General features: G+C 72.1%; 22 protein-coding genes and 3 tRNA genes. 11 read left to right on the top strand and 14 right to left on the bottom strand.

Going from position 1 to position 25,810, the window contains the following annotated elements:
* The first annotated feature begins 150 nt into the window (after window positions 1-150).
* The 5 genes from gyrB to ABEA53_RS10010 all read left to right on the top strand — a co-directional run bounded on the left by gyrB (window position 151) and on the right by ABEA53_RS10010 (window position 5,729).
* Window positions 151-2,184, top strand: coding sequence for a DNA topoisomerase (ATP-hydrolyzing) subunit B (gene gyrB / locus ABEA53_RS10030; protein ID WP_345481476.1), 2,034 nt, complete (start codon window positions 151-153; stop codon window positions 2,182-2,184).
* A 91-nt stretch (window positions 2,185-2,275) separates the two neighbouring features.
* Complete coding sequence (gene gyrA / locus ABEA53_RS10025; protein ID WP_345480997.1) at window positions 2,276-4,780, top strand: DNA gyrase subunit A; 2,505 nt, start codon at window positions 2,276-2,278, stop codon at window positions 4,778-4,780.
* A 1-nt stretch (window position 4,781) separates the two neighbouring features.
* Window positions 4,782-5,180, top strand: a complete 399-nt coding sequence (locus tag ABEA53_RS10020) for a DUF3566 domain-containing protein (RefSeq protein WP_345480996.1) — start codon at window positions 4,782-4,784, stop codon at window positions 5,178-5,180.
* 75 nt (window positions 5,181-5,255) lie between these two features.
* Window positions 5,256-5,332, top strand: a tRNA-Ile gene (locus tag ABEA53_RS10015).
* Window positions 5,333-5,656: 324 nt separating this feature from the next.
* Window positions 5,657-5,729 (top strand) — tRNA-Ala (locus ABEA53_RS10010).
* 171 nt (window positions 5,730-5,900) lie between these two features.
* Here ABEA53_RS10010 and ABEA53_RS10005 read toward each other — a convergent pair.
* Both ABEA53_RS10005 and ABEA53_RS10000 read right to left on the bottom strand, forming a co-directional pair.
* On the bottom strand, window positions 5,901-6,455 hold the full coding sequence (locus ABEA53_RS10005) for a DUF6197 family protein (protein ID WP_345480995.1): 555 nt from the start codon (window positions 6,453-6,455) through the stop codon (window positions 5,901-5,903).
* Window positions 6,456-6,612: 157 nt separating this feature from the next.
* On the bottom strand, window positions 6,613-10,020 hold the full coding sequence (locus ABEA53_RS10000; protein ID WP_345480994.1) for a bifunctional proline dehydrogenase/L-glutamate gamma-semialdehyde dehydrogenase: 3,408 nt from the start codon (window positions 10,018-10,020) through the stop codon (window positions 6,613-6,615).
* Between the two features lie 98 nt (window positions 10,021-10,118).
* On the opposite strand from ABEA53_RS10000, the gene ABEA53_RS09995 reads away from it, so the two are divergent.
* Window positions 10,119-10,997, top strand: a complete 879-nt coding sequence (locus ABEA53_RS09995) for a LysR family transcriptional regulator (protein ID WP_425550624.1) — start codon at window positions 10,119-10,121, stop codon at window positions 10,995-10,997.
* 80 nt (window positions 10,998-11,077) lie between these two features.
* On the opposite strand, the gene ABEA53_RS09990 is transcribed toward ABEA53_RS09995, so the two are convergent.
* A complete protein-coding gene (locus tag ABEA53_RS09990) occupies window positions 11,078-11,746 on the bottom strand; it encodes a hypothetical protein (protein ID WP_345480992.1) in 669 nt (222 codons plus the stop codon).
* Window positions 11,747-11,956: 210 nt separating this feature from the next.
* On the opposite strand from ABEA53_RS09990, the gene ABEA53_RS09985 reads away from it, so the two are divergent.
* Together ABEA53_RS09985 and ABEA53_RS09980 are read left to right on the top strand one after the other, a co-directional pair.
* On the top strand, window positions 11,957-12,499 hold the full coding sequence (locus tag ABEA53_RS09985; RefSeq protein WP_345480991.1) for a peptidylprolyl isomerase: 543 nt from the start codon (window positions 11,957-11,959) through the stop codon (window positions 12,497-12,499).
* 4 nt (window positions 12,500-12,503) lie between these two features.
* Window positions 12,504-13,235, top strand: coding sequence for a rhomboid family intramembrane serine protease (locus ABEA53_RS09980; RefSeq protein WP_345480990.1), 732 nt, complete (start codon window positions 12,504-12,506; stop codon window positions 13,233-13,235).
* Window positions 13,236-13,429: 194 nt separating this feature from the next.
* Here ABEA53_RS09980 and ABEA53_RS09975 read toward each other — a convergent pair whose 3' ends face one another.
* Window positions 13,430-13,681, bottom strand: a complete 252-nt coding sequence (locus tag ABEA53_RS09975; RefSeq protein WP_345480989.1) for a cell division protein CrgA — start codon at window positions 13,679-13,681, stop codon at window positions 13,430-13,432.
* A 62-nt stretch (window positions 13,682-13,743) separates the two neighbouring features.
* On the opposite strand from ABEA53_RS09975, the gene ABEA53_RS09970 reads away from it, so the two are divergent.
* Window positions 13,744-14,379, top strand: coding sequence for an aminodeoxychorismate/anthranilate synthase component II (locus ABEA53_RS09970; RefSeq protein ID WP_345480988.1), 636 nt, complete (start codon window positions 13,744-13,746; stop codon window positions 14,377-14,379).
* 9 nt (window positions 14,380-14,388) lie between these two features.
* On the opposite strand, the gene pknB is transcribed toward ABEA53_RS09970, so the two are convergent.
* The 7 genes from pknB to ABEA53_RS09935 are packed head-to-tail and all read right to left on the bottom strand — an operon-like array spanning window position 14,389 to window position 23,285.
* Entirely contained in the window at window positions 14,389-16,173 is a 1,785-nt protein-coding gene (gene pknB, locus ABEA53_RS09965) for a Stk1 family PASTA domain-containing Ser/Thr kinase (protein WP_345480987.1), read from the bottom strand.
* Between the two features lie 2 nt (window positions 16,174-16,175).
* Window positions 16,176-18,005 carry a serine/threonine protein kinase gene (locus ABEA53_RS09960; protein ID WP_345480986.1) on the bottom strand — a complete coding sequence of 610 codons (1,830 nt, stop codon included), beginning with the start codon at window positions 18,003-18,005 and terminating at the stop codon, window positions 16,176-16,178.
* On the bottom strand, window positions 18,002-19,456 hold the full coding sequence (locus tag ABEA53_RS09955; RefSeq protein WP_345480984.1) for a peptidoglycan D,D-transpeptidase FtsI family protein: 1,455 nt from the start codon (window positions 19,454-19,456) through the stop codon (window positions 18,002-18,004). Before ABEA53_RS09955 ends, ABEA53_RS09960 begins: the two co-directional genes overlap by 4 nt.
* Complete coding sequence (locus ABEA53_RS09950; RefSeq protein WP_425550617.1) at window positions 19,456-20,841, bottom strand: FtsW/RodA/SpoVE family cell cycle protein; 1,386 nt, start codon at window positions 20,839-20,841, stop codon at window positions 19,456-19,458. The genes ABEA53_RS09955 and ABEA53_RS09950 overlap by 1 nt, the downstream gene beginning before the upstream one ends.
* Entirely contained in the window at window positions 20,834-22,090 is a 1,257-nt protein-coding gene (locus ABEA53_RS09945) for a PP2C family protein-serine/threonine phosphatase (protein ID WP_345480983.1), read from the bottom strand. Before ABEA53_RS09945 ends, ABEA53_RS09950 begins: the two co-directional genes overlap by 8 nt.
* Window positions 22,083-22,610 (bottom strand): FHA domain-containing protein FhaB/FipA, encoded by a 528-nt coding sequence (locus ABEA53_RS09940; RefSeq protein ID WP_345480982.1) that lies wholly within the window; start codon window positions 22,608-22,610, stop codon window positions 22,083-22,085. Before ABEA53_RS09940 ends, ABEA53_RS09945 begins: the two co-directional genes overlap by 8 nt.
* Window positions 22,611-22,613: 3 nt before the next feature.
* Complete coding sequence (locus ABEA53_RS09935) at window positions 22,614-23,285, bottom strand: FHA domain-containing protein (protein WP_425550616.1); 672 nt, start codon at window positions 23,283-23,285, stop codon at window positions 22,614-22,616.
* Between the two features lie 189 nt (window positions 23,286-23,474).
* Here ABEA53_RS09935 and ABEA53_RS09930 point away from each other — a divergent pair.
* Window positions 23,475-23,558 (top strand) — tRNA-Leu (locus tag ABEA53_RS09930).
* A 254-nt stretch (window positions 23,559-23,812) separates the two neighbouring features.
* Here the strand turns inward: ABEA53_RS09930 and ABEA53_RS09925 are convergent.
* On the bottom strand, window positions 23,813-24,013 hold the full coding sequence (locus ABEA53_RS09925; RefSeq protein WP_345480980.1) for a hypothetical protein: 201 nt from the start codon (window positions 24,011-24,013) through the stop codon (window positions 23,813-23,815).
* Between the two features lie 229 nt (window positions 24,014-24,242).
* Here ABEA53_RS09925 and ABEA53_RS09920 point away from each other — a divergent pair, with 229 nt between their 5' ends.
* Window positions 24,243-24,755 carry a hypothetical protein gene (locus tag ABEA53_RS09920; protein WP_345480979.1) on the top strand — a complete coding sequence of 171 codons (513 nt, stop codon included), beginning with the start codon at window positions 24,243-24,245 and terminating at the stop codon, window positions 24,753-24,755.
* A gap of 537 nt (window positions 24,756-25,292) precedes the next feature.
* Here ABEA53_RS09920 and ABEA53_RS09915 read toward each other — a convergent pair.
* The gene (locus ABEA53_RS09915) at window positions 25,293-25,523 is read right to left on the bottom strand and encodes a hypothetical protein (protein WP_345480978.1); all 231 of its coding nucleotides are present in this window, start codon (window positions 25,521-25,523) and stop codon (window positions 25,293-25,295) included.
* A 56-nt stretch (window positions 25,524-25,579) separates the two neighbouring features.
* On the bottom strand, window positions 25,580-25,789 hold the full coding sequence (locus ABEA53_RS09910; protein WP_345480977.1) for a hypervirulence associated TUDOR domain-containing protein: 210 nt from the start codon (window positions 25,787-25,789) through the stop codon (window positions 25,580-25,582).
* Between the last annotated feature and the right edge of the window lie 21 nt (window positions 25,790-25,810).

Raw genomic sequence — 25,810 nt, 5'->3', positions numbered from 1 at the left:
CGCTCGCACGGTAGACTCGTGCGGTACCGACGACGGGAGTACGGATCAGTGACGAGCGACGCGAGCGGGCCCATCGACGGCGACGAGACGAACGACGCGAGCAGCCCGATCGGCGACGACCTCGGCCCTGAGGCCACGGACGGCGAGTCGATGACCGAGGCCGCCGCGGACGAGTCGGAGGTCGACGACTCCGAGGGCAGCCGCCGCCGCGCGGCCGCGGGCGACGACTACGGCGCCGGCTCGATCCAAGTGCTCGAGGGCCTGGAGGCGGTCCGCAAGCGCCCCGGCATGTACATCGGCTCCACGGGCCCCCGCGGCCTGCACCACCTGGTCTACGAGATCGTCGACAACGCCGTCGACGAGTCGCTCGCCGGGTACTGCGACGCGATCGACGTCCGCATCCTCGCCGACGGCGGCATCCGCGTCGCCGACAACGGGCGCGGCATCCCGGTGGACATCCACCCCGTCGAGGGCCGCTCCACCGTCGAGGTGGTGCTGACGGTGCTGCACGCGGGCGGCAAGTTCGGCGGCGGCGGGTACGCGGTCTCCGGCGGCCTGCACGGCGTCGGCAGCTCCGTCGTGAACGCGCTGTCCCACCGCCTCGACGTCGAGGTGCGCCGGCAGGGCCACGTCTGGCGCCAGCGCTACACGGACGGCGTGCCGAACGAGCCCCTCGCCGAGGGCGAGGAGACCACCGAGACCGGCACGACGGTGGCGTTCTGGCCGAACGCGGAGATCTTCGAGACGACCGAGTTCGACTACGAGACCCTGCGCACCCGCTTCCAGCAGACGGCGTTCCTCAACAAGGGGCTCACGATCGCGCTGACGGACGAGCGCACGACCGAGCGGGTGGAGGGGGAGACGGAGGCGGCGGAGGTGCGCACGAACGTCTTCCGCTACGACCGGGGCCTCGTCGACTACGTCGAGTACCTGAACCTCGCCAGCGCGAAGAAGTCCGACCCGGTGCACGAGACCGTGATCGCCTTCGAGTCCGAGGACAAGGAGAAGGTGATCTCGCTCGAGGTCGCCATGCAGTGGACCGGCTCGTACTCCGAGAGCGTCCACACCTTCGCCAACACCATCAACACGCACGAGGGCGGCACCCACGAGGAGGGCTTCCGCGCGGCGCTGACCGGCCTCATCAACCGGTACGGCCGCGAGAAGGGCTTCATCAAGGAGAAGGACGAGAACCTCACGGGCGACGACGTCCGCGAAGGCCTCACCGCCGTCATCTCCGTGAAGCTCGGCGAGCCGCAGTTCGAGGGCCAGACGAAGACGAAGCTCGGCAACACCGAGGCGAAGCCCTTCGTGCAGCGCATCGTCACGCAGGAGCTGACGCACTGGTTCGACTCGAACCCGAACCAGGCGCGCGACATCGTCCGCAAGGGCATCCAGGCGATGACCGCGCGGCTGGCGGCGCGGAAGGCGCGCGACGCGACCCGGAAGACGGCGCTCGACCGCGCCTCCATGCCGGGCAAGCTCAAGGACTGCCAGACCCGCGACGCGGCGCGCGCCGAGGTGTTCCTCGTCGAGGGCGACTCGGCCGGCGGTTCGGCGGTGCGCGGTCGCGACCCCGAGACGCAGGCGATCCTGCCGCTGCGCGGCAAGATCCTGAACGTCGAGAAGGCGCGGCTCGACAAGGCGCTCGGCAACGCCGAGGTCCAGGCGATGATCACGGCGTTCGGCTGCGGCATCGGCGAGGACTTCAACCCGGACAAGGTCCGCTACCACAAGATCGTGCTGATGGCCGATGCCGACGTCGACGGCCAGCACATCACGACGCTGCTGCTGACGCTGATCTTCCGGTTCATGCGACCGCTGATCGAGCTCGGCTACATCTACCTCGCGCAGCCGCCGCTGTACCGCCTGAAGTGGAGCAACGCGCCCCACGACTACGTGTTCAGCGACCGGGAGCGCGACGCGCTGCTCGCCGACGGCATGGCCTCCGGCAAGCGCATCCCCAAGGAGAACGGGGTGCAGCGCTACAAGGGTCTCGGCGAGATGGACTACTCCGAGCTCTGGGAGACGACCATGAACCCCGAGACCCGCACCCTCCGCCAGATCACGACGGAGGACGCCGCCGCCGCGGACGAGATCTTCGCCACCCTGATGGGCGAGGACGTCGAGTCCCGCCGCAACTTCATCCTGCAGAACGCGAAGGACGTCCGCTTCCTGGACATCTAGCAGCGCTGTTCACGGATCAGGGGGTCCGGGAAGCCGATCCCCTGGCCCGTGCACACCGCCCTGCGCCCGGCACCACCGAGAAGGACTGCACATGGCTGACAACATCGAGCAGGTCGACCTGCAGCTCGAGATGCAGCGGTCGTACCTCGACTACGCGATGAGCGTGATCGTGGCGCGGGCGCTGCCCGAGGTGCGGGACGGCCTGAAGCCGGTGCACCGCCGCGTGATCTACGCGATGTACGACGGCGGCTACCGCCCCGACCGCGCCTTCTCGAAGTGCGCGCGCGTCGTCGGCGACGTCATGGCGCAGTTCCACCCGCACGGCGACAGCGCGATCTACGACACCCTCGTGCGCCTCGTGCAGGACTGGAGCCTCCGGTACCCGCTCGCGCTCGGGCAGGGCAACTTCGGCTCCCCGGGCAACGACCCGGCCGCCGCCCCGCGGTACACCGAGACCAAGATGGCGCCGATCGCCATGGAGATGGTCCGGGACATCGACGAGGACACCGTCGACTTCCAGGACAACTACGACGGCCGCACGCAGGAGCCGGTCGTGCTGCCCGCGCGCTTCCCGAACCTGCTCGTCAACGGCGCCGCCGGCATCGCGGTCGGCATGGCGACGAACATCCCGCCGCACAACCTCCGCGAGGTCGCCGACGCCGCGCTCTGGGCGCTCGACCACCCGGACGCCACCCGCGAGGAGCTGCTCGCGGGCCTGATGGAGCGCATCAAGGGACCGGACTTCCCGACCCACGCGACGATCCTCGGCACCCGCGGCATCCAGGACATGTACCGCACGGGCCGCGGCTCGATCACCATGCGCGGCGTCGTGAGCGTCGAGGAGCTGCAGGGCCGCACCTGCCTCGTCATCACCGAGCTGCCGTACCAGGTCAACCCCGACAACCTCGCCGACAAGATCGCGACGATGGTCAAGGAGGGGCGGATGGCCGGCATCGCCGACATCCAGGACCACACCTCCGGCCGCACCGGCCAGCGCCTCGTCATCGTGCTGAAGCGCGACGCGGTGCCGAAGGTCGTGCTGAACAACCTCTACAAGCACACCGAGCTGCAGCAGAACTTCGGCGCGAACATGCTCGCGCTCGTCGACGGCGTGCCCCGCACGCTCGCGCTCGACGGCTTCATCTCCGCCTGGATCGAGCACCAGCTCGAGGTCATCCAGCGGCGCACGGCCTACCGGCTGCGCAAGGCCGAGGCCGACGCCCACATCCTGCGGGGCTACCTCAAGGCCCTCGACATGCTCGACGAGGTCATCGCCCTGATCCGCCGGTCGCCCACCCCGGACGACGCGCGCAAGGGCCTGATCGACCTGCTCGACGTCGACGAGGTGCAGGCGAACGCGATCCTCAGCCTGCAGCTGCGCCGCCTCGCGGCCCTCGAGCGGCAGAAGATCATCGACCAGGCCGCCGAGCTCGAGCGCCTCATCGCCGACTACAAGGACATCCTCGCGAAGGTGCCGCGTCAGCGCGCGATCGTCGGGGAGGAGCTGAAGGAGATCGTCGAGCGGTTCGGCGACGACCGCCGCACGCAGATCCTCGCCGGCTACGACGGCGAGATGAGCATCGAGGACCTCATCCCGGAGGAGGAGGTCGTCGTCACCGTCACGCGCGGCGGCTACATCAAGCGGACCCGCAGCGACCAGTACCGGTCGCAGCGCCGCGGCGGCCGCGGGGTGCGGGGCGCGCAGCTGCGCGCCGACGACATCGTCGACCACCTGTTCGTCACCTCCACCCACCACTGGCTGCTCGTCTTCACGAACGCCGGCCGGGTGTACCGGGTGAAGACGTACGAGGTGCAGGAGAGCGCCCGAGACGCCAAGGGCCAGCACATCGCCAACCTGCTCGCGATGCAGCCCGACGAGAAGGTCGCGCAGATCCTCGACATCCGCGACTACACGGTGGCGCCCTACCTGGTGCTCGCCACCCGCGGCGGCCTCGTGAAGAAGACGGCGCTCGCCGAGTACGACACGAACCGCTCCGGCGGCATCATCGCGATCAACCTGCGCGAGGACGACGAGCTGATCCAGGCCCTGCTCGTGGAGGACAGCAGCGACCTGCTGCTCGTCTCCCGCAAGGGCATGTCCATCCGCTTCACCGCCTCCGACGACTCCCTGCGGCCGATGGGCCGCAGCACGTCCGGCGTCATCGGCATGCACTTCCGCGGGGAGGACCAGCTGCTGGCGGCCCGCGTCGTGTCCGACGAGGGCTTCGTGTTCGTGGTCACCGAGGGCGGCTTCGCCAAGCGCACGGCGGTCGACCAGTACCGGCTGCAGCAGCGCGGCGGCCTCGGCATCAAGGTCGCGAAGCTGCAGGAGGCGCGGGGCGACCTGGCCGGCGCGCTGATCGTGGGCGAGAGCGACGAGGTGCTCGTCGTGCTCGAGAGCGGCAAGGTCGTGCGGTCCAACGTCTCCGAAGTTCCGGCGAAGGGGCGCGACACGATGGGTGTGGTCTTCGCTCGCTTCGCCGAGAGTGACAGAATCATCGCGATTGCCCGGAACAGCGACACCACCGTGGAGGCGCCTGCAGATGAGCTCGGTGAAGAGCCCCAGTCGTCCGACGGAGACGGCGCAGAAGGATAGCGTGGCCGACAAGCTGTCTGACCGGACCCCGCGTCCGGCCCAGTCCAAGCAGGTCCGGCTGAAGCTCGTGTACATCGACTTCTGGTCGGCGGTGAAGTTCTCGTTCCTGATCGCCGCGGCGGTCGGGGTGATCATCTTCGTCGCCGTGCTGCTGATCTGGACGGTGCTCGCCTCGACCGGCGTCTTCGACCAGGTGTCGAAGCTGATGCAGGACGTGTCGGGTCAGAGCAGCCTCACGGTCAGCAACGTGATCTCGTTCGCGCAGGTCATGGGCTTCACGCTCGTCATCGCGGCGCTGAACGTCGTCGTCGGCACCGTGCTCGGTGCGATCGCGTGCGTGCTCTACAACCTCTCGGTGCGCATCACCGGCGGCATCCTGGTCGGCTTCAAGAACGGCTGAGGGCTGGTACGCTCTTCTGCGGCTCGCAGCACCGGTTCGGTGCCGCGGCCGGGGCCCGATGAGGGCCACCCTCTCGGGGCTATAGCTCAGGCGGTTAGAGCGCTTCGCTGATAACGAAGAGGTCCCAGGTTCAAGTCCTGGTAGCCCCACCATCCGCAGCCCCCGGTCCGCTCGGACCGGGGGCTGCGTCGTTCCCGCCGTACTCCACAGGCGCTGGACGATCGGCCGCGTGGTCGCGGGCACCGAGCGACGTCCTCGACGGTCCACGCCGCAGCGGTGTCGGACCTGCAGGCAGATGCGGCATCTGCAGGACGAGGTGCTCGAACCACGCCTGCAGGAGCCACTGCCGCCTGCGGATCCGACGCCGCGCACCTCGAGCACTCGACTCGCGCCGCGCAGGCCGCGAGCCGTGCACCCCGAGATGGCGCACCCAGCACCGGAGGGACTCTTCGCCTAGGCTGCTGCTCGTCCCATCCGGGGGCTTAGCTCAGTTGGTAGAGCACCTGCTTTGCAAGCAGGGGGTCAGGGGTTCGAGTCCCCTAGTCTCCACAGCGCTCATGGTCTTCGATCCGCGGGCGGATCGAAGCCTGTACCGCTTCGCGGCTCGTGAACCGAGCCGCGGTACGCGGTGCCTTCGGCCCTGGCTGTCCGTTCGCAGGTCGGCGTGCGGCGCCGGCGCGACCCCGCTGCTGAATTGGTTCCACGACCTCCTCCACGTCGTCAGGCGCTGGCGTTCGTCAGCTCCGTGCGGACCGCTGTCGTCGTGTGCGCCAGGCTCGCGCGGGAGGCGCTCACCAGGGCCAGCACGTCGGTCTGCCGGCGGTCGGTCGCGTCGTTCCAGCGCACCAGGTCGTAGGCGCGGGCCGCCGTGACGCCCGGGGGCGTGCCCCAGTCGCTCGAGACGCCGCCGCCGTGCAGCACGTTCCACATGGTGCCGATCGCGCGCTGCGCGACCGGGCCGGTGATGGTGCCCGGCAGCGACTCGATCGCCACCGCGGCGACGAGGCAGGCGCGCTCGCTGCGCTCGCCGTCGTGCGCCCGCAGGGTGCCGACGTGCAGCTGCACCCCCTCGTCGTCGATCGTCGTGAACCACGCGTCCTGCACCCAGCCCGACGCGAGCCGGTCGTGCGCCCGGGCCAGCACCGCGTCCACCGCGTCCAGCCGGGCGAGCCGCGCGCCCAGGCGGTCGACGCGGTGCAGCCGGCGGCGATCGCGCCACCTGGTGCGCAGGCCGACCGGCGCGAGGAGCGGTTGCTGGAGGAGCGAGTCGGGCATGGATGGACCCCTTATCGACGGCACCGGTGTGCGATACGGGCATTCTGGTGATGGACCTGGATTCCGCCTGTGTCCTCCGGTTCCACCTGGGCCCGGACGAGGAGGACGCCGCGCCCCTCGAGGGAGCGCGGCGTCCTGGCCGAACAGGGGCGCGGCGTCAGATGACGCCGTCGGTGAGGCCGTTCGGGGTGCCGAACCGGTGCGCGGTGATGCTGACCGACTGCTCGTGCAGGAACGGCAGCAGCTCCAGCCGACCGGCGGTCGTGACCTCGCTCGACCACACCGCCAGGTCCGGGTCGCCGCCCGCCGCCTCCAGCAGCGCCGTCGCGGAGCCGCCCACGAGCCGCACGCGGCCGGTGAGGACCGGACGGGCGTCGACGCGGTGCGCGACGCCCAGGCCGTCCAGGGCTCCGGTCAGCGGCACGGGGAGCGCGACCGCGGAGACGACGGAGCAGGGAGCGCCGGCCCGCGTCGCGGCGGCGATCACGCGCAGCACGGCTCCGGGTTCCGCGTCCTCGCCCACGGAGACCGTGACGGGCACCGGGCGGTAGCGCAGCAGGTTCCGCTCCACGCCGAGGCCCGCGAGCTCCCGGGTCGCGCCGAACTCGTCCTGCCACGCGGCCTGATCGCTCGCGGCGCCCGCCGACACGAAGGCGCGCGCCTCGTCGCCGAGGGACGACGCCGCGGCCACCACCCGGGCCACCGCCGGCTCGAGGCGGGCGGTCGCCGGAGCAGCCGCACCGTCCCGGACCCAGCCGCCGAGGCCGACCAGGTAGTTGGGGCCGCCGGCCTTGGTGCCCGCGCCGACGGAGGAGCGCTTCCAGCCGCCGAACGGCTGCCGACCGACGATCGCGCCGGTCGTGCCGCGGTTCACGTAGAGGTTGCCCGCCTCGACGCCGTCGATCCAGCGGGCGATCTCGGACGGCTCGAGGGACTGCAGCCCGGCCGTGAGGCCGTAGGAGACCTCGTTCTGGACGGCGATCGCCTCGTCGAGGTCGTCCGCGGCCATGATGCCGAGCACCGGGCCGAAGTACTCGGTCAGGTGGTACGCCGAGCCGCGGCGCACGCCCGTGCGGATGCCCGGCGTCCACAGCGCGCCCTCGGCGTCGAGCCGCTTCGGCTCCAGGAGCCAGCGCTCGCCGGTCCCGAGCGTCGTCAGGCCCTCGAGCAGCTTCCCCGACGCCGGCTCGATGAGCGGGCCCATGCGCGTCGTCGGCACCCACGGTGCGCCGACCTCGAGGGAGCCGACCGCGTCGACGAGCTGACCGAGGAAGCGCTTCGACCGCGCGACCGGTCCGACCAGGATCACGAGGCTCGCCGCGCTGCACTTCTGGCCCGCGTGACCGAAGGCGCTCGCGACGAGGTCCTTGACCGCCAGGTCGAGGTCGGCGGAGGGGGTGACGATCATGGCGTTCTTGCCGCTGGTCTCGGCGAGCACCGGCAGGTCCTGGCGGAAGTCGCGGAACAGGCGGGCGGTCTCCCACGCGCCGGTGAGCACCACGCGGTCGATGCGCAGGTCGGCCACGAGCTGCCGGCCGAGCGCGTCCTCGTCGACCTGCACGAGCGCGAGCACGTCCTTCGGCACCCCGGCGTCCCAGAGGACCTCGGCCAGCACGGCACCGCACCGGCTGGCCGGGCCCGCCGGCTTCAGCACGACGCCGCTGCCCGCGGCGAGAGCGGCGAGCACGCCGCCCGCCGGGATGGCGACGGGGAAGTTCCACGGCGGCGTGACCAGGGTCAGCGCAGCCGGCACGAAGCGCGCGCCCTCGACGTCGTCGAGCTCGGTCGCGCGAGCCGCGTAGTAGTGCGCGAAGTCGATCGCCTCGCTGACCTCCGGATCGGCCTGGTCCAGCGTCTTCGCGGCCTCGCTCGCCATCACCTCGATGAGGCGGCCGCGCGCCGCCTCCATCGCGTCGCCCGCCCGGCGCAGGATCTCGGCCCGCTCGGCGGCGGGGCGGGCGCCCCAGGCGCGACCGGCGGCCTGCGTGCTCGTGAGCACCTCGTCGAGCACCGCCTGCTCGGTCACCGTGTGCTCGGCCAGGGTCCGGACGCCCTCTTCCGAGTGCTCGGCGCGCTGCAGGATCCCTGCGGCCCAGGCGCGGTGCTCGGCCACGGCGGGGTCGGTGTCGACCGCGTTGCGGAACGGTGCGCCCGCCGCGGTCGGCTCGACCGTGCGGGGCACGCGGTGCGACGGCGGCACCGCGGTGTCGAGCGCGGCGAGGGAAGCGGCGAAGCGGTCGCGCTCACGGGTGAAGAGGCGCTCGTTCGACGCGAGGTCGAAGACGCTCGACATGAAGTTGTCCTCGCTCGCGCCCTCCTCGAGGCGGCGCACGAGGTAGGCGATGGCGACGTCGAACTCGCGCGGGTGCACGACCGGCGTGTAGACGAGCAGGCCGCCGACGTCCTTCCGCACCGCGTCGGCCTGGCCGGTGGCCATGCCGAGCAGCATCTCGAACTCGACCGCGTCGCGGACGCCGCGCTCGCCGGCCAGCAGCCACGCGTGGGCGACGTCGAACAGGTTGTGGCCGGCGACGCCGAGCTGCACCGCGTCGACCCGCTCGGGCGTCAGGGCCCAGTCGAGCACCCGCTTGTAGTTGGTGTCGCTCTCGACCTTCTCGTGCCACGTCGCGAGGGGCCAGTCGTGCAGCGCGGCCTCGACCCGCTCCATCGGCAGGTTGGCGCCCTTGACCAGGCGCACCTTGATGCCGGCGCCGCCGCGCGCCCTGCGGGCCGCGCTCCACTCCTGCAGCCGCATCATCGCGGAGAGCGCGTCGGGCAGGTACGCCTGCAGCACGATGCCGGCGCGGTGGTCGCGGAACCGCGGGGCGTCGAGGATCCGCTGGAAGACCGCGATGGTCAGGTCGAGGTCCTTGTACTCCTCCATGTCGAGGTTGATGAAGGTGCCGGTGCGCAGCGCCGCCTCGTAGAGCGGGGTGAGGCGGGTGACGACGTCGTCGACGGCGGCGTCGAACGCCCAGACGGCGTGCGGCGCGACCGCGGCGGACACCTTGATCGACACGTAGTCGACGTCGGGCCGCTCGATGAGGGCCAGGGTGCCCGCGAGCCGCCGGTCCGCCTCCTTCTGCCCGAGCACCGCCTCGCCCAGCAGGTTGAGGTTGAGCCGCACGCCGCGGGAGCGGATGCGGGCGATCGCGCGGCCGAGCCGGGCGGGCGTGGCGTCGATGACGAGGTGGTCCACCATCCGGCGCAGCGCCGTGCGGGCGAGCGGCACCACGAGCCAGGGCAGCAGCGGAGCCGTGAGGCCGCCGAGGCGGACGGCGAAGCGGAGGGGGAGGGGGAGGAAGCGGGGCACGTCGGGCGCGAGCACCGCGAGCCGGTGCGCCGCTGCGCGCAGGTCCTCGGGACGGACGACGCCGTCGACGAACCCCACGGTGAAGGCGAGGCCCTTCGGGTCGCGCAGCACGCCGGCGAGGCGGGCGGCGGCGGGATCGGTGGGCGCGTCCGCGGCCTCCGCCAGCCACCGGCGCACCAGGGTCTCGACCTGCTCGAGGTCGGAGGGCACGGCCCCCGGCGAAGCGGGGACGTCCACGGCGATTCCACTCATCCCCGCAGTATCCGATGTCGGACGCTTCGGCACCGGTGATGATTCATCACGAGTACCGTTCAGCTGCGCTGATGAACAGCGCGAGGATCGGAGCGCCCGTGTACGACGTGCGCAGGCTGCGCCTGCTGAAGGAGCTCGCTGATCGCGGCACCCTCGCCGAAGTGGCCGCTGCGCTGAACTTCAGCCCCTCCTCCGTGTCGCAGCAGCTCGCGCTGCTCGAGCGCGAGGTGGGGGTGCCGCTGCTCGTCCCCTCGGGCCGCCGGGTCGCGCTCACGCCCGAGGCGCAGACCCTCGCCGACCGCGCGGGCGAGGTGCTGTCGCTGCTCGAGCGCACGGAGTCCGAGATCGCCGCGCGCACCGTGACCGCCTCCGGCACCGTGCGGCTCGCCATCTTCCAGTCCGCGGCGCTCGCCCTGCTGCCGCAGACCCTCACCCTCATGTCGGCCGAGCACCCGCAGGTCCGCGTCGAGGTCGTGCAGCACGAGCCCGAGGCCGCTCTGCGGCGCACGGCGACCCGCGACTTCGACCTCGTCGTGGCGGAGGAGTACCCCGGTCACGCGACGGCGTGGCACGAGGGCCTCGATCGGCGCGCACTCGTCGACGACCCCCTGCGGGTCGCGGTGCCGGCCGACTCCGGGATCACCGCGCTCGCCGGAGCGGCCGACGCGGCCTGGGTGCTCGAGCCCCGCGGCGCCGCGTCCCGCCACTGGGCGGAGCAGCAGTGCCGGCTCGCCGGCTTCGAGCCCGACGTCCGCTACGAGTCCGCGGACCTCGAGGTGCACATGCGCCTCGTGGAGTCCGGCAATGCCGTCGCGATGCTCCCGGACCTGGTGTGGAGCGGGCGTGCGGCCCCCGGGCGGACGATCGCGCCGGAGGGGGATCCGCAGCGGCGGATCTTCACGGCCGCGCGCACCTCCGCCGCGGCTCGGCCGGCGGTCGCCGCCCTGCGCGCCGCGCTGGAGGCCGCCGCGTCCTGACGGCCGCGATCCTCCTGCCGGATGCACGAAGGGGACCCGCCGACGGTGCGGCGGGTCCCCTTCGTGAGGCGTTCGGGCGATCAGGCCGTCGGCGTCGTGGAGGAGCCGGTGGTGTCCGGGTCCTCGTCGGCGACCCACAGGTCGTCGTCCGCGCGCAGCGTCTGCCAGACCGCGTAGCCGATGCCGGCGACGACGCCGACGCCGAGCAGGATGCCGAGCGTCCCGCCGACGCCGCCCTTCTTCTTGTTCTTGCTCGCGAGCTTCGCGCCGTGCTTCGCCGCCGCACCGCCGGCCTTTGCGGCGGCACGCAGCTTCGCGCCGCCCTTGGCGCCGTCGCGGTGACCCGACTTCGTCACGGAGTCGAGCGAGTCCGTCAGCTTCTTGCCCTGCTTCGTCACGGTGTCCGAGACGCCGAGGCGGCTGCCGGCCTCCTCCGCCAGCGCGATGGCCGCGGCCGTGGCGCTCGAGATCGCCGGCAGCAGCACGCCGGTGAGGGCGTCCTTGCCGGTCGAGGCCGCGTAGGACCCGGCGGCCTTGCCCGCCTTGCCGACGGCGGGGGCGACCTTCTCCGTCACCAGGGTGGTCGTGCCCGGCACGACCGAGTCGATGCGACCCTTCGCGTAGCGCTGCACGTGCGGGGAGGCGGAACGACCGAGACCGTTCGCGCGCGTCAACAGCGCCTGCTGGTCCGACCAGAGACGCTGCGCGTCCTTCTTCAACCGCTTCACCTGCTTCTCCTGCGAGACCATCGCTGCGCTCCTCGGGGTTCCGTCTGCGGCACGCCGACGATGCCGTCGGCGCAGTGCGAGCCATCCTTGCATCGAGAGCGCTGCGCATGCCCTGAAAGTCCTCGGGGCGAGCCCGCAGAACGAGGTCCGCCGCCTCGGGGTCCGCTGTGCAGCACCGGGCGGATCGCGCAGGACGCCAGGGGCTGCGTGCGGCGATGCCAGACTGGCGGCATGCCCGACGTCACCGCGACCGCAGTCCTCCACACGACGCAGGGGGACATCACCGTCGACCTGTTCGGCCTCCACGCGCCGAAGACCGTGCGGAACTTCATCGGCCTCGCCACCGGCGAGCAGACCTGGCGCAACCCGTCCACGGGCGCCGAGGAGTCCGGCCCGCTCTACAAGGACCTGGTCTTCCACCGCATCATCCCGAACTTCATGATCCAGGGCGGCGACCCGATCGGGAACGGCACCGGCGGCCCCGGCTACGAGTTCGACGACGAGATCGCGCCCGACCTCGACTTCACGAAGCCGTACATGCTCGCCATGGCGAACGCCGGCAAGCGCGGCGGCCGCGGCACCAACGGCTCGCAGTTCTTCATCACGACCGCCGCCACGACGTGGCTGCAGGGCGCGCACACCATCTTCGGCGAGGTCGCCGATCAGGCGTCCCGCGACGTCGTGGACAAGCTCGGCGCCGTGCCCACCGACCGCGCCGACCGCCCGCTGGAGCAGCAGGTGCTCTCCAGCGTCGACGTGCAGCAGCGCACCTGATCCGATGAGCGACGCCCGCGCCGACCTCCGACGCCTCTGGCGGCGGTCCGCGCGGTACCGCCCGCGGACGGCCACCGGCTGGATAGCGGCCGTCACGGTGGCCGCCTATGTCGTCCAGCTGCTGACCCGCGGCGTGCTGCAGCACGTGCTGCAGTACGCCGCGGCGTACTCGCTGCCCGCGACCGGTGCGCCGTTCGAGCCGTGGCGCCTGCTGACGGCGGCCCTGCTGCACCAGCCGATCTCGATCCCGGGATCCCTCATCGGGATCACGCACATCGCCTTCAACATGATCGCGCTGGTCTCGTTCGGCCGACCGCTGGAGAACGTGATCGGTGCGCCCCGCCTGGTCGCCATCTACGTGCTCGGCGCCCTCGGCGGCTCGATCGGCGTGCTCTACGCCTCCCTCGTCGGGCTGATCTCGCCGTTCGACCCGGTGATCGGCGCCTCCGGCGCGGTGTTCGCCGTGCTGGGCGCCGTCGCGGCGGTGCAGCGGCGGCTCGGGATCGACGTCCGCACGCTGGTCGTGCTGATCGCCGTGAACCTCGCGCTCGGCTTCGTCGTCGCGGGCATCGCCTGGCAGGCGCACGTGGGCGGCCTGATCGTGGGCGCCCTCACCGGCTGGCTGTTCGTGACGAACCGCGGGCCGCGTCGGGATCGACGGGCCCGCATCGGCGCCGCCGTCATCGGCGCGGTGCTGCTCGTGCTCGCCGTCGTGCCGGCGGCCGCAGGCGTCTGACGCAGCGCGTCCGTTCGCGTTCCACGGCTCCTCCACCACGAGTCCACGGAGTTATCCACAGGCTTGTGCACTGTGTGGAGAATCACAGGGTTGTGGTTCCCGCACGGCCGCAAGTCCCCGGCAGGGGGTCGGGCCGCAGACGTGCGGGCGCTCCGCCGAGGGCTCGGCGGACGCGGCTCAGCGCGCGGGTGCGGTCAGCGCCACCAGAGGGTCATCAGGAACCCGACGAACGCGATGCCGAAGCCGATCAGGATGTTCCAGCTGGACTGGTCGGCCGGGAACGGGATGGGCAGGGTGCCGCCGGAGATGTAGAAGACGACGATCCACAGCAGCCCGAGCAGCATGAAGCCGAACATCAGGGGCTTGAACCAGACCGGGTTCAGCCCGTCGTCCGCACCGGCTCGGCGATCCTCCCGGCGGGCGGCGGGCGTCTTCACTCGGGCCATGCCCCACAGCGTACCGGGCGCTCGGCCCGGGAACGGGGCGGACGGTGCGTAGGATTCCCAGGATGACCAGGGTGCTCGTCGTCGACAACTACGACAGCTTCGTCTACACGCTCAACGGCTACCTGCAGCAGCTGGGCGCGGACACGCACGTCGTGCGGAACGACACCGTGCCCGTCGACGCGCTGTCCGAGCGGATCGCGGAGTACGACGGCGTGCTCGTGTCGCCCGGGCCGGGCAAGCCCGCGGACGCCGGCGTCTCGATCCCGATCGTGCACGCGGCCGTCGAGGCCGGCGTGCCCCTGCTCGGCGTCTGCCTCGGCCACCAGGCCATCGCGGAGGCGTTCGGCGGCGTCGTCACGAACGCCGAGGAGCTGATGCACGGCAAGACCTCGCGCGTCGTGCACGCCGACAGCACGATCTTCGAGGGCGTGCCGGAGACCTTCACCGCGACCCGGTACCACTCGCTGGCGGTGGTGGACGGCACGGTCCCCGTGGAGCTGTCCGTGACGGCGCGGACCGAGGGCGGCGTGATCATGGCGCTGCAGCACCGCGACGCGCCCGTCTACGGCGTGCAGTTCCACCCCGAGTCCGTCATGACCGAGGGCGGGCACCGGATGCTCGCCAACTGGCTGCAGGTCGTCGGCCACGCCGACGCCGTGCGCCGCTCCGAGGGCCTCAGCCCGCGCATCGCCTCCTGAGCGCTGCGCTCAGCCCGCCGGCGGCGGCGTCGCGCTGTCGGTCGGGACCGGCGTCTCGGACGTCGCGGCGCACTGCTGCAGCGTGACCTTCGAGCCCTGATCCACGGCGCCCGCGCCGGTGACCTGGTAGGAGACCGTGTCGGGCAGCGCGGTGCAGTCCGTGACCGTCACGACGTCGGCGGTGAGGCCGAGGTCGTCGAGGGTGGACCGGGCGTCGGAGATCGTGCGGCCCGTCAGGTCGGGCAGGTCGACCTTGCCGTCCGAGACGACGAGGTCGACCTTCGCGTCCTCGTCGAGCTTCGCGCCCTCATCGCGGGAGGCGGAGATGACGCTGCCCGCCGGCACGGAGGCCGAGTGCGCGGTCGTGACGGCGCCGGCCGCGAGGCCGACCTGGGTCAGCGCCTGCTCGGCCGCGTCCTGCGACAGGCCCTCGAGCTTCGGCACGGTCGCCTGCGGCGTGCCCGTGGACACCCAGAGGTTGACCGTGTCGCCCTTCTTCAGGACGGTGCCGCCGCCCGGGCGCACGCGGATGACCTCGTCCCTGGCGACGGTGGAGCTCGCCTCCTGGTGCAGCACGGGGGTGAGGTCCTGCGCCCGCAGCGCCCGTTCGGCGCTCGTGCTCGTGGCGCTCTCGAGGCCCGTCGGGACCGTGCGGTTGTCGGCGCCGAACCCGCCCGTGGCGAGCGAGACGACCCAGAGCGCGACGCCGAGCACGATCGCGGCGACCACGACCACGCCGGCCCAGATCCAGGCGGCGGGCGGGCGGCTGGAGGTCGACGCGGGGCCGGGGTCGTCGAAGGCGAGCCGTCGAACGGTCGCCTCGGGCGTCGCCTCGCCGGCGCCGAACAGCTCCTGCTGGATCGGGGCGGTGGGGAGGCGGGCGGTCGGGGCGCGGCCGGCGAGCACCGCGTCCACGTCGTCGCGGAACTCCTCGGCCGACTGGTAGCGCTTGGCCTTGTCCTTCTCGAGCGCCCGCAGCACGACGGCGTCCATCTGCTCGGTGAGCGCCGGGTTCAGCCGGCTGGGCACCTCGGGCCGCTCGGAGACGTGCTGGTAGGCGACCGCGATCGCGCTGTCGCCGCGGAAGGGCGCCCGGCCGGTCAGCATCTCGAACAGCACGACGCCGGTGGAGTACAGGTCGCTTCGGACGTCGACCGTCTCGCCCTTCGCCTGCTCGGGGGAGAAGTACTGCGCGGTGCCGAGGATCACGCTGGTCTGCGCGACGGTCGCGGACGAGTCGCTGATGGCCCGGGCGATGCCGAAGTCCATGACCTTGACCTGGCCGGAGCGGGTGACCATGACGTTGCCCGGCTTGATGTCGCGGTGCACGACGCCCGCGCGATGGGAGTACTCGAGCGCGGTGAGGATGCCGCCGATGATGTGCCCGGCCTCCTGGGCGGTCATCGGACCGTCCTTGATGAGGTCCTTCAGCATCTTGCCGTCGACGAACTCCATCACGATGAACGGCAGCTGCGCCTCGCCGCCGCCGGACTCGAGCACCGTCTCCTCGCCGGCGTCGAAGACCCGCACGATCGTCGGGTGGGTCATGCGGGAGGCGGCCTGCGCCTCCTGCCGGAACCGCATGCGGAACGTCGGGTCGTTCGCGAGGGAGGACTTCAGCAGCTTGATCGCGACCTTGCGGCCGAGGCGGGTGTCGGTGCCGACGTGCACCTCGGCCATGCCGCCGCGACCGATGTGCTGCTCGACGCGGTAACGACCGGCGAGCAGGCGCTCGCCGTCCGTCAGGGCGAGGATCGGCCCGGTGACGGCGGCTGCGGGGGTCTCCTCGTCCACGCTCACTGCGTCGCAGCGGTGTCGGTCGGCGCCGGCGAGGTCACGACGGGCGCGGACGTCGCCGGCGGGGCGGCCGGGGCCTTCACGGTGACCTTGAGGGCTGGCGAGTTCGGGGTGTCCCGGGCGCCGCAGTTCGCGGAGTACCGGACGGTGATGGTGCCCGGGGAGCCGCCTGCGGTGATGCTGGTGGAGCGGGGGCTCGCGTCGAGCGGGATCGACCCCGCGTTCGCGGCGGCGCCCGACACCGTGAGCGTCCAGCCGGACAGCGACCCGCCCGCGCCGGCGGCGCAGGTGTACGACGGCCAGGAGACGGTGAACGTCTGGCCGGTCGTGACGGACTTGCCCGCGCTCGACGACGGTGCGGATGCCGGCGCGGAGAGCTCGGTCGACTGCCCGAAGTAGGTCACGGTGACGGAGTCGCCGGACTGCACGTTCAGCGGGTCCAGCGCCGTGACCTTCCCCGAGTCGTCGGGGCTGTCGGCGGTCTGCTCGTCGGGCACGACGTCGAGGCCCTTCGCCTCGAGCTGCGCCTTCACCGTCGAGTACTGCTTGCCGACGTAGTCGGTCGGGTCGAGGGTGATCGTGTCCGCGGTCGCCGATGCCGACGCCTTCGCGGGCTGCGAGCTGCTCGTCGCGGGCTTCGAGCTGCCGGCGCCCTGCGGCGTCGAGCTCTTGGTGAGTTGGTTCACGAGGAAGAAGCCGAGCAGGATCGCGAGCAGCACGATGAGGATGATCAGCGGGATCGTCCAGGCGCTGCGCTTGCGCGGGCCGTCGTCCCGCGGGCCGTCGCCGGTGCCGTACGGCCCCGTGACCGTGGGCGGTCCGGCCTGCGCGGGCGGGTAGGCCGAGGTCGCCGCGGTGGGCGCTCCGGCGGGCACGCCCATCAGCATCGTGTCGAAGCCGGGCGCCTGCGACGGCAGGACCGTCGTGGAGGCGTCGGTCTGCATCGCCATGGTGGGCGCGGCCACGCCGGCGGGCAGCACGGCGGGCACCGCGGAGGCGGCGGCCAGCACGTCGCCGCGGCGCAGCGCCTGGGCGGCGCGGGCGAGCAGCGCCGCGGTGGTGGGGCGGTCGGACGGCGCCTTCGCGATGCACGCGAAGACCAGCCGGCGGATCGGCTCGGGGACCGTGTGCGGCAGGTCGGGGGCTGTGTCGTTGATCTGCGCCATCGCGATCGCGACCTGCGACTCGCCCGTGAACGGGCGGTGGCCGGCCAGCGCCTCGTAGGCGACGATGCCGAGCGAGTACACGTCGGTGGCGGGGGAGGCCGGCTGGCCGCTGGCCTGCTCGGGCGAGAGGTACTGGACCGTGCCCATGACCTGCCCGGTCGCGGTGAGCGGCACCTGGTCGGTGATGCGCGCGATGCCGAAGTCGGTGATCTTCACGCGGCCGTCGGGCGTGACGAGCAGGTTGCCCGGCTTGATGTCGCGGTGCACCAGGCCGGCGGCGTGGGCCGCGTGCAGCGCCATGGCCGTCTGCGCGACGACGTCGAGGACGCGGTCGGGCGTCAGGGTGTGCTGGCGCTCGAGGATCGACGAGAGGGGCTCGCCCGGCACGAGCTCCATGACGAGGAACGCGGAGCCGTCCTCCTCGCCGTAGTCGTAGACGTTGGCGATGCCCTCGTGGTTGACGAGCGCGGCGTGCCGGGCCTCGGCGCGGAAGCGCTCGAGGAAGCCCGGGTCGCCGAGGTACTCGTCCTTCAGGATCTTGATGGCGACGGGGCGGCCGATGACGAGGTCGGTGGCCTCCCACACCTCGCCCATCCCGCCGATGGCGATGCGCGAGGAGAGCTCGTAGCGGCCCCCGAAAGTGAGCCCGGACACGGGTCTCATCCGTTCAGCACCGCCTCCATGACCTGCCGGGCGATCGGGGCGGCGACGACGTTGCCGACCCCCGACTGACCCAGTCCCCCACCGTTCTCGATCACGACGGCGACCGCGACCTTCGGGTCCGACGCGGGCGCGAACCCGGTGAACCAGAGCGTGTACGGATCGTTCGCGCCGTTCTGCGCGGTCCCCGTCTTGCCCGCCACGGCGACCCCCTCGATTCTTGCATTCCTCGCGGCGCCGTTGTCGACGGACGAGACCATCATCGCCTTCACCTGCGACGCCGTCTTCTCGCTGACCGGCCTGCCGAGCTCCTCCGGGGAGAACGGCTGCGTGATCTCGAGCGAGGGCGACACGACCTTCTCGACGAGGTTGGGCTTCATCTCCACCCCACCGTTCCCGATGGCCGCGGCCACCATGGCCATCTGCATCGGCGTGGCCCGATCCTCGTACTGCCCGAAGGCGGTCTGCGCCGTCTGCGCCGAGTCGAGCTGCGCGCTCGGGTAGGTGCTCGGGGTCACCTTCAGCGGGATCGAGAGCGCCTTGTCGAAGCCGAACTTCTCCGCCTGGGTGCGAAGCGCGTCGTCGCCGAGCTTCTGACCGAGCTGCGCGAACGGGATGTTGCAGGAGAGGCTGAGCGCGGTGGCGATCGACGCGGTCTTCTCGGCGCCGCAGAACTCGCCGTCCGCGTTCTGGATGATCGTGTCCGTGCCCGGCAGCCGGTACGACGTCGGGCTCGGGAACTTCGACGAGGGCGTGTACCTGCCGCTCTCGAAGGCGGCCGACGACGTGATGATCTTGAACGTCGATCCCGGCGGGTTCAGGTCGCCGCCGATCGCGCGGTTCACGAGCGGGTTCACGGTCCTCGACGACAGCGCGTCGTAGGCGGAGACGCCCTTGCCGTGGTCCGCGATCGCGTTCGGGTCGAACGAGGGCTTCGACACCAGGGCGAGCACCTTGCCGGTCTTCGGGTCGAGCGCCACGACCGCGCCGCGCTGGTTCCCGAGCGCGTCGTAGGCGGCCTTCTGGATCTTCGGCTGGATCGTCAGCTGCACCGAGGCGCCCTTCGGGTCCTGGCCGGTCACGATGTTCTGGAGCCGGTCGAGCACCTGGTCGCTCGACGTGCCGGCGAGCTGCGCGTTCATCGCGCCCTCGATGCCGGTCGGGGCGCCGATCGGGTTGTAGTAGCCGGTGACGGCGGCGTAGAGCCTGCCGTCCGTGTACTTCCTGTCGAACTGGTACGTGTCGTCGGACTTCGGCGAGGTGACGATCGCCTTGCCGTCCGCGGTGAGGATCTGCCCCCGCTGGATCGAGTACTGATCCGCCTTCGCCCGCTGGTTGCGGGCGTCGGAGTCGAGGTTGTCGGCCTGGAACACCTGGATGATCGACGACGCGACGAAGAGCGCCGTGAACATCACGAGCACCAGGGCGCTGATCCGCTTCAGCTCGCGGTTCATCAGATCACCGTCCTCGGGCCGCTGCGGATGGTGTCGGAGATCCGCAGCAGCAGCGCCGCGATCATCCAGTTCGCGACGAGGGACGAGCCGCCCGCCGCGAGGAAGGGCGTGGTGAGCCCGGTCTCCGGGATCACCCGCATCACGCCGCCGATGACGATGAAGCACTGCAGCGCGAACACGAACGCCAGCCCGACGGCGAGCAGCTTGCCGAAGTCGTCGGGGCCGGAGTAGCCGATGCGGAAGCCGCGCGAGACGAAGAGCAGGTAGAGGCAGAGGATCGCGAAGACGCCGACCAGCCCCAGCTCCTCCCCGAGCGACGCGATGATGAAGTCGCTGTTCGCGGCGGGGGTGATGTCCGGCCGGCCCTGGCCGAGTCCGGTGCCGAACAGGCCGCCGTGCGACAGCCCGAAGACGCCGTTGACGACCTGGAAGCTGCCGCCGGGCTCGTTGTAGAGGTTGCCGTTGAAGGCGTCGAGCCAGTTGGTGATGCGGCCCTGCACGTAGGAGAGGATGCGGCTGGCGGCGTACGCCCCGACGGCGGCGAGCAGCAGGCCGAGCACGATCCAGCTCGTCCGGCCCGTGGCGACGTAGAGCATCGCGACGAACATGCCGAACAGCAGCAGGCCGGTGCCGAGGTCGTGCTCGCCGACGATCACGCCGAGCGCCAGGAACCAGACGACGACGATCGGCCCCAGGTCGCGCGCGCGGGGCAGCTGCACGAACAGGATCCGGCGGCCGACCATCGCGAGGGAGTCGCGACGGGCCACCAGGAACCCGGCGAAGAAGATCGCGAGCGTGATCTTCGCGATCTCGCCCGGCTGGAAGTTCAGCGGGCCGACGCTGACCCAGACGTAGGCCGCGGCGCCGCGCAGGCGCAGGCCCGGCACGAGCGGCAGCAGCAGCAGCACGATCGAGGCGAGCATCGCGATGTACGTGTACCGCTGCAGCATGCGGTGGTTGCGCACGAGCAGCAGCACGAGGATCGCGGCGCCGATGCCGAGCGCGGTCCAGAGGATCTGGTGCGTGCCGTCGTCCAGGCGGTTCCTCAGCCCGAGCGGGCTGATGTCGATGCGGTAGATCTCGGCGATCCCGAGGCCGTTCACGGCCGTCGCGATCGGGAGGATGAAGGGGTCGGCGTCGCGCGCGAGGAACCGCAGCACGACGTGCAGCACGAGCACGAGCGCGGCGAGGCCGGCGGCGAGCGTCGCGATGTGCCCGTCGATGTGGCCGAGCGCCCCGAGCTGCACGAGCACGATCGCCCCCGCCGACACCGCGACGGCGAGCAGCAGGAGACCGAGCTCGATGTTGCGGAGCCGGGTCGAGGGCCGGGCGCCGGAGACGGCGTCCGCCTCCGGTCGCGACAGCGTCGTCGTGGCGTCAACCACCGCTGTCCTGCTTCGCGTTGTCCACGACGGTCTCGGCGGCCTCGAGGGAGGAGGCGGAGATCGTCTCGTCGATCTGCGACCGCGCGTACGAGGTGAGGGTCGAGCGCGTGAGCGCCGTCTCCTGCACGACGTGGCTCAGCCGGATCGGCCCGATCGTGCCCTGCACCCCCTGGTAGATCGCGACGCGGTCCCCGTCGAACCCGACGTAGTACCGGGTCTGCGTGTAGCGGTAGCCGAGCACGGCAGCGCCGGCGATCGCGATCAGCAGCAGGGCGACGGCCGCGAGCCAGGTGAGCCGGCGCCGCCAGAGCCGCCGGCGGTCCTCGCGGATCAGCGCGTCGAGGTAGTCCTCCGACTCCGGCTGGAACCGCGCCTCCGGCGTCGTCGTCCGGATCGGGTGGAGGAGCAGGGCGGGCAGCCGGCTGTGCGCCCTGCCGGACGCGGCGAGCTCGGGGTCGAGCCCGCTCGCCGCGGAGCCGACGAGCTGCGCCGCGGAGGGGCCGCTGCCGGGGCGGTCGATGTCGAGGACGATCGCGGTGACGTTGTCGGGGGCGCCGTGCTCGAGCGCCTCGCCGACGAGGGCGTTCGCCGCGTCGGCCGGCGTCCGCTGGTCCGCCATCGCCGCGAGGATGCGCTCCTGCGGCACGTAGCTCGTGAGGCCGTCGGAGCAGAGCATCCAGCGGTCGCCGGGCACCGTCCCGAGGATCGACGTGTCGATCTCGGGCGACTGGTCGATGTCGCCGAGCACGCGCATCAGGACGCTGCGGCGGGGGTGCACCGCCGCCTCCTCGGGCGTGATCCTGCCGGTCTCGACGAGGCGCTGCACGAACGTGTGGTCGTTCGTGATCTGCGACAGCTCGCCGTCGCGCAGCAGGTAGATGCGCGAGTCGCCGATGTGCGCCGTCGCGATCACGTCGTCGACCCGCACGAGGGCGCTGACGGTGGTGCCCATGCCGGTGAGCTCGGGGCGCTCCTCGACGGCGGCGCTGATCTCCTGGTTCGCGGCGATCATCGCCGACTGCAGGGCGAACTCCGCCTCCTGCGGCGTCGCGAAGTCGAGCCGGTCCGTCTCCGCGATGCGGCGCACGGCGATCGCGGAGGCGATGTCGCCGCCCGCGTGGCCGCCCATGCCGTCGGCGACGACGAAGAGCGACGACCCGGCGTACCCGGAGTCCTGGTTCTGGGTCCGCACCCGCCCGACGTGGCTGACGGCCGCGCCCGTCGTGATCGTCGTCACGCGGTCAGCCACGGAGCTCGAACGTCGTCGCGCCCACCTTCACCGGCACCCCGACGGGCACCTGGGTGGGGGAGTCGATGCGGGCGCCGTCGACGAACGTGCCGTTCGTGGAGTCCAGGTCCTGCACGACCCAGTCGGAGCCCCAGAGCAGCAGCCGGGCGTGGTGGGTGGAGGTGTAGTCGTCGCGGATCTGCAGGCCCGCGTCGCTCGCGCGCCCGATCATCAGCGGCTCCGTCCCGAGCGGGATCTCGAGGCCCGCCTTGCCGCCGGAGGTGATCACGAGCGTCGTCGCCGGGCCGTGGTGCACCGGAGGGTGGCCCCCGCCCGGCGTCGGCGGGGAGGGCAGGGACTGCACGGCGGGCGGCGCGCTGGAGGGCGCGGGAGCCGGCGCCGCGGACGCGACCTCCTGCGGGACCCGGCGCACGCGGCCGCCGAAGAGGTCGCTGCGCAGCGCGTAGACGACCGCGAACACGAAGACCCACAGCAGGGCGAGGAACGCGATGCGCAGGACGAGGAGCGTGAGGTCGGTCATGGCTCAGTGCTCCCGTGCCCTGGCGACGACCCGGAACAGCATCCGGGTGCGGCCGATCTGCAGCATCGACTCGTTGGGCAGGGCCGCCCGGGTGAGCCGCGCCCCGTTGAGGGTCGAGCCGTTCGTGGAGCCGAGGTCGCGCGCCTCCGCGCGCCGCCCGTCCCACACGATCTCGAGGTGCTTGCGGCTGATGCCGGTGTCGTCGACGGTGATGTCCGCCTCCGAGCCGCGGCCGATCACCGTGCGGGCGCCGAGGGCGTGGCGGACGCCGTCGATCTCGAGCACCGGCGCCCAGTCCACCTCCACCTTCTCGGACGCGGAGCGCACGTCGAGCAGGCCGACGGTGAGCGACGGGTCCGGCTCGAGCGCGATCACCGGCGGCGACGCCATCTGGTAGCGCTGCTGGGTCGCGTAGTCGGTGAGCAGCTCGGTGAGCTCGTCGATCAGGCCGGCGCCGAGCGCCGACATCGCCGCGTGGTCCTCGGGGTTCATGCGCACCGTGAAGCGGTTCGGCACGAGCACGCGGTCCCGTGCGACGGGCGACGCGTGCGTGTCCATCTCCTTGCGGAGGGCGGCCGTGATCTCGACGGGAGCGAGGCCCGAGCGGAAGGTGCGGGCGAACGCTCCGTTCACGGCTCGCTCCAAGCCGCGCTCGAAGCTGTCGAGAATGCCCACCCGCTGGAACCGTCCCGTGATCGTCTGTGCGCACGGAGGGCCCGCCCGCGAATGGCCCAGGGTAACGCGGGGCGCCATGACGGGGGTCAGCGCCGCGCGCGCCGGACCGTCGCGGCCGAGCGCGGAGGAGGCGGCCCTCCGGCTCGTGCTAACCTCGCTGAGCCTTCGGCGCCCTGCGGCGCCGCGCACGCGCGAGTGGCGGAATAGGCAGACGCGCACGGTTCAGGTCCGTGTGCCCGAAAGGGCGTGGGGGTTCAACTCCCCCCTCGCGCACGACAGGATCCCCGGGTCCGGCAGCCGCCGGGCCCGGGGATCTCTCGTTCCCGGCGAAGCGTCGGCCAGGACGGGCGGCATGGAGCCGTCCGCACTGCTGCCCGCGATCGTCGTGCTGCACGTCGTCGTGATCGCCGCGGCGGTGCTGGTGCTCGCCCGCGTCCCGCCGCGCCGCTTCCAACGCAGGGTGCGCGACTAGGGCGGTCCTCCGCCGTCCGAACCCGACCTGCTCGACCACGGTCCGCGCGGGACGGCTACGGCCGGAGCGCCTTGCTGATCGTGTTGGGGCTCATGCCGGTGATCTCCCGCATCCTCACCCAGGTGGCGCCCGCCGCGCTCGCCGCGCGGAGGACGGTGTCCCGGCGGGCGACCGCGGCCGCCCGCTCCCGGTCGAGCGCCGCGATCACGTCCGAGGCCTCGGCCAGATCCTTGAGCAGGGCGTCGAGGTCGGCCACCGCTCCAGGATAGGGATCGACCTGCAGCTGCGACGCGCCGGCCGGGCGTCGGGCGCTGCTCGTCGGATCAACGGTCCGCCGCGCTGCCGGTGCACCCGCTGATCGTGCTGCACGCAGCATGATCGGGCGGATGACGGGGGCTACCGGAAATGGTTGCGGGAACGCTACGGTGCAGCGGCCCGTGTGACCCGCACGGGCTTCCACCCGCTTCACGACAGGACCCGCCCGAATGAAGAAGCTCCTCCCCGTGGTCGCCGCCGGCGCCGCCGCCGTCGCGATCATGTTCGCCCCGACCCTCGCCGCGGACGCCGCGCCCGTGCACGCCGCGAAGTCGACCCCGAAGCAGTACACGCTGTCGGTCGACGGCAACGGCAAGCACGCGTCCGTGGTGTACACGACGCTCAAGGTGAAGAAGGGGACCGACGAGTACGGCAAGCCGTTCCCGGTGAAGCCGGTCGTGCACACGATCGCGAAGGCGCACGAGCCGTGGACGAAGCGCGTCACCTCCGGCGCCGACCTGTACGAGATCGCCGCGGTGCAGACCACGGGCACCAAGCTCAGCTGCACGATCAAGAACACGCACGGCACGGTCATCGCCCGCTCGACCTCGACGGGCAAGAACACGATCGTCACCTGCATCGTGGCGAAGGACGCCCTGCTCGCCGGCGTGGGCGGCACCGGTTCCGGCTCCGGCACCGGCGCGTCCGCGATGAGCTCGAAGCTCCTGCTCGGGCTGCGCTGACGCGAAGTCGCTCCACGACGAGCCCCGGGGTCCGCGCGAGCGGACCCCGGGGCTCCGTCGTCTCCGTGGCCTGAGGAGCGACGGCCGCGCGGGTGCCGGCGTCGAGCGCGTCCGACGGGGGAGACGGCGAACGCCGCCGCGGTCAGTGGGGGCTGACCGCCGACGGCGTTCGCTGCTGGACTCCACATCCATCTGGGCGGTCATGAGCGGAGTCGGCCGCCCGAGGGGGGTCGGCGGCCTGGACGTCTCTGACTGCGCCGGTTCGGGTGGCCGGCTCGCGGTCCGGGTGACCGCTCGCTGACGACAGTAGGACAGACCGATCTGTCTGTCCTCGTCCCACTACAGGGGGCAGCGGCGGTGCTCCCCGTGTCGCTAGCCTGCGCAGGTGTCTTCTGCACCCACAGAGGACGTGGACGCTCTGACGACCATGCCCATGCATCCGCTCGCCCCGCTGGAGCCGAGCGACTTCCTCGACCGCCTCCGCACCTACGCCGAACGCAGCGCACAAGCGCTGCAGGTCTTCGGCGACTCCGGCACCTAGGCGGGGCGGACGCCGTTGACCCAGTCGGCGACCTCGCCGCTGCCGTCCTGCAGCTCCCACGGCACCGGGTCCGCCAGCTGCACGGGCTCCGCCGGCGGGGCGTCGAACGGCCCCTGTCGCCGGACGGTGCCGTAGACGTCGATCTGCGCCGCGTTGCGGAGGCTCGACGACACCGCGCTGCCCGGTCGGATGCCGACCAGGGCCCGCAGGCGCGCGTTGAAGCTCACGGACGCATCCTGCCCGACCCCGGCGCCGCCGTGCGACCCGCGATCGCGGGCGGGCGTCAGTCCTTGTGCAGCGCGCCGGGCTTGTGCACGGCCTCGCCGCCCGACTTCTCGCTCTTGACGAGGTACTGGGGATCGTCCTGCGACGCCTTCACGTGGCGGCCGCCGGCGTCGGTCTCGCTCGTGATCTTCTTCTCGACCTCGCCCTCCGCCTCGCCGCCGTGCGACTTCCAGGAGACGTGGTCGCCCTTCTTGAGCTCATCAGCCATGCGGCCGACCGTAGAGGTGCG

The sequence above is a fragment of the Amnibacterium soli genome, assembly GCF_039544415.1.
Classification (GTDB): domain Bacteria; phylum Actinomycetota; class Actinomycetes; order Actinomycetales; family Microbacteriaceae; genus Amnibacterium; species Amnibacterium soli.
Note: the sequence above shows the minus strand (reverse complement) of the source record. Positions and strands in the feature narration are given on the sequence as shown.

Bases quoted from the DNA above. Each gene is read 5' to 3' on its own strand.
- gyrB (WP_345481476.1), top strand. From the start codon at position 151: ATGACCGAGGCCGCCGCGGACGAGTCGGAGGTCGACGACTCCGAGGGC.
- gyrA (WP_345480997.1), top strand. From the start codon at position 2,276: ATGGCTGACAACATCGAGCAGGTCGACCTGCAGCTCGAGATGCAGCGG.
- ABEA53_RS10005 (WP_345480995.1), bottom strand. From the start codon at position 6,455: ATGCCCGACTCGCTCCTCCAGCAACCGCTCCTCGCGCCGGTCGGCCTG.
- ABEA53_RS10000 (WP_345480994.1), bottom strand. From the start codon at position 10,020: ATGAGTGGAATCGCCGTGGACGTCCCCGCTTCGCCGGGGGCCGTGCCC.
- ABEA53_RS09990 (WP_345480992.1), bottom strand. From the start codon at position 11,746: ATGGTCTCGCAGGAGAAGCAGGTGAAGCGGTTGAAGAAGGACGCGCAG.
- ABEA53_RS09985 (WP_345480991.1), top strand. From the start codon at position 11,957: ATGCCCGACGTCACCGCGACCGCAGTCCTCCACACGACGCAGGGGGAC.
- ABEA53_RS09980 (WP_345480990.1), top strand. From the start codon at position 12,504: ATGAGCGACGCCCGCGCCGACCTCCGACGCCTCTGGCGGCGGTCCGCG.
- ABEA53_RS09975 (WP_345480989.1), bottom strand. From the start codon at position 13,681: ATGGCCCGAGTGAAGACGCCCGCCGCCCGCCGGGAGGATCGCCGAGCC.
- ABEA53_RS09970 (WP_345480988.1), top strand. From the start codon at position 13,744: ATGACCAGGGTGCTCGTCGTCGACAACTACGACAGCTTCGTCTACACG.
- ABEA53_RS09960 (WP_345480986.1), bottom strand. From the start codon at position 18,005: ATGAGACCCGTGTCCGGGCTCACTTTCGGGGGCCGCTACGAGCTCTCC.
- ABEA53_RS09955 (WP_345480984.1), bottom strand. From the start codon at position 19,456: ATGAACCGCGAGCTGAAGCGGATCAGCGCCCTGGTGCTCGTGATGTTC.
- ABEA53_RS09940 (WP_345480982.1), bottom strand. From the start codon at position 22,610: ATGACCGACCTCACGCTCCTCGTCCTGCGCATCGCGTTCCTCGCCCTG.
- ABEA53_RS09920 (WP_345480979.1), top strand. From the start codon at position 24,243: ATGAAGAAGCTCCTCCCCGTGGTCGCCGCCGGCGCCGCCGCCGTCGCG.
- ABEA53_RS09910 (WP_345480977.1), bottom strand. From the start codon at position 25,789: ATGGCTGATGAGCTCAAGAAGGGCGACCACGTCTCCTGGAAGTCGCAC.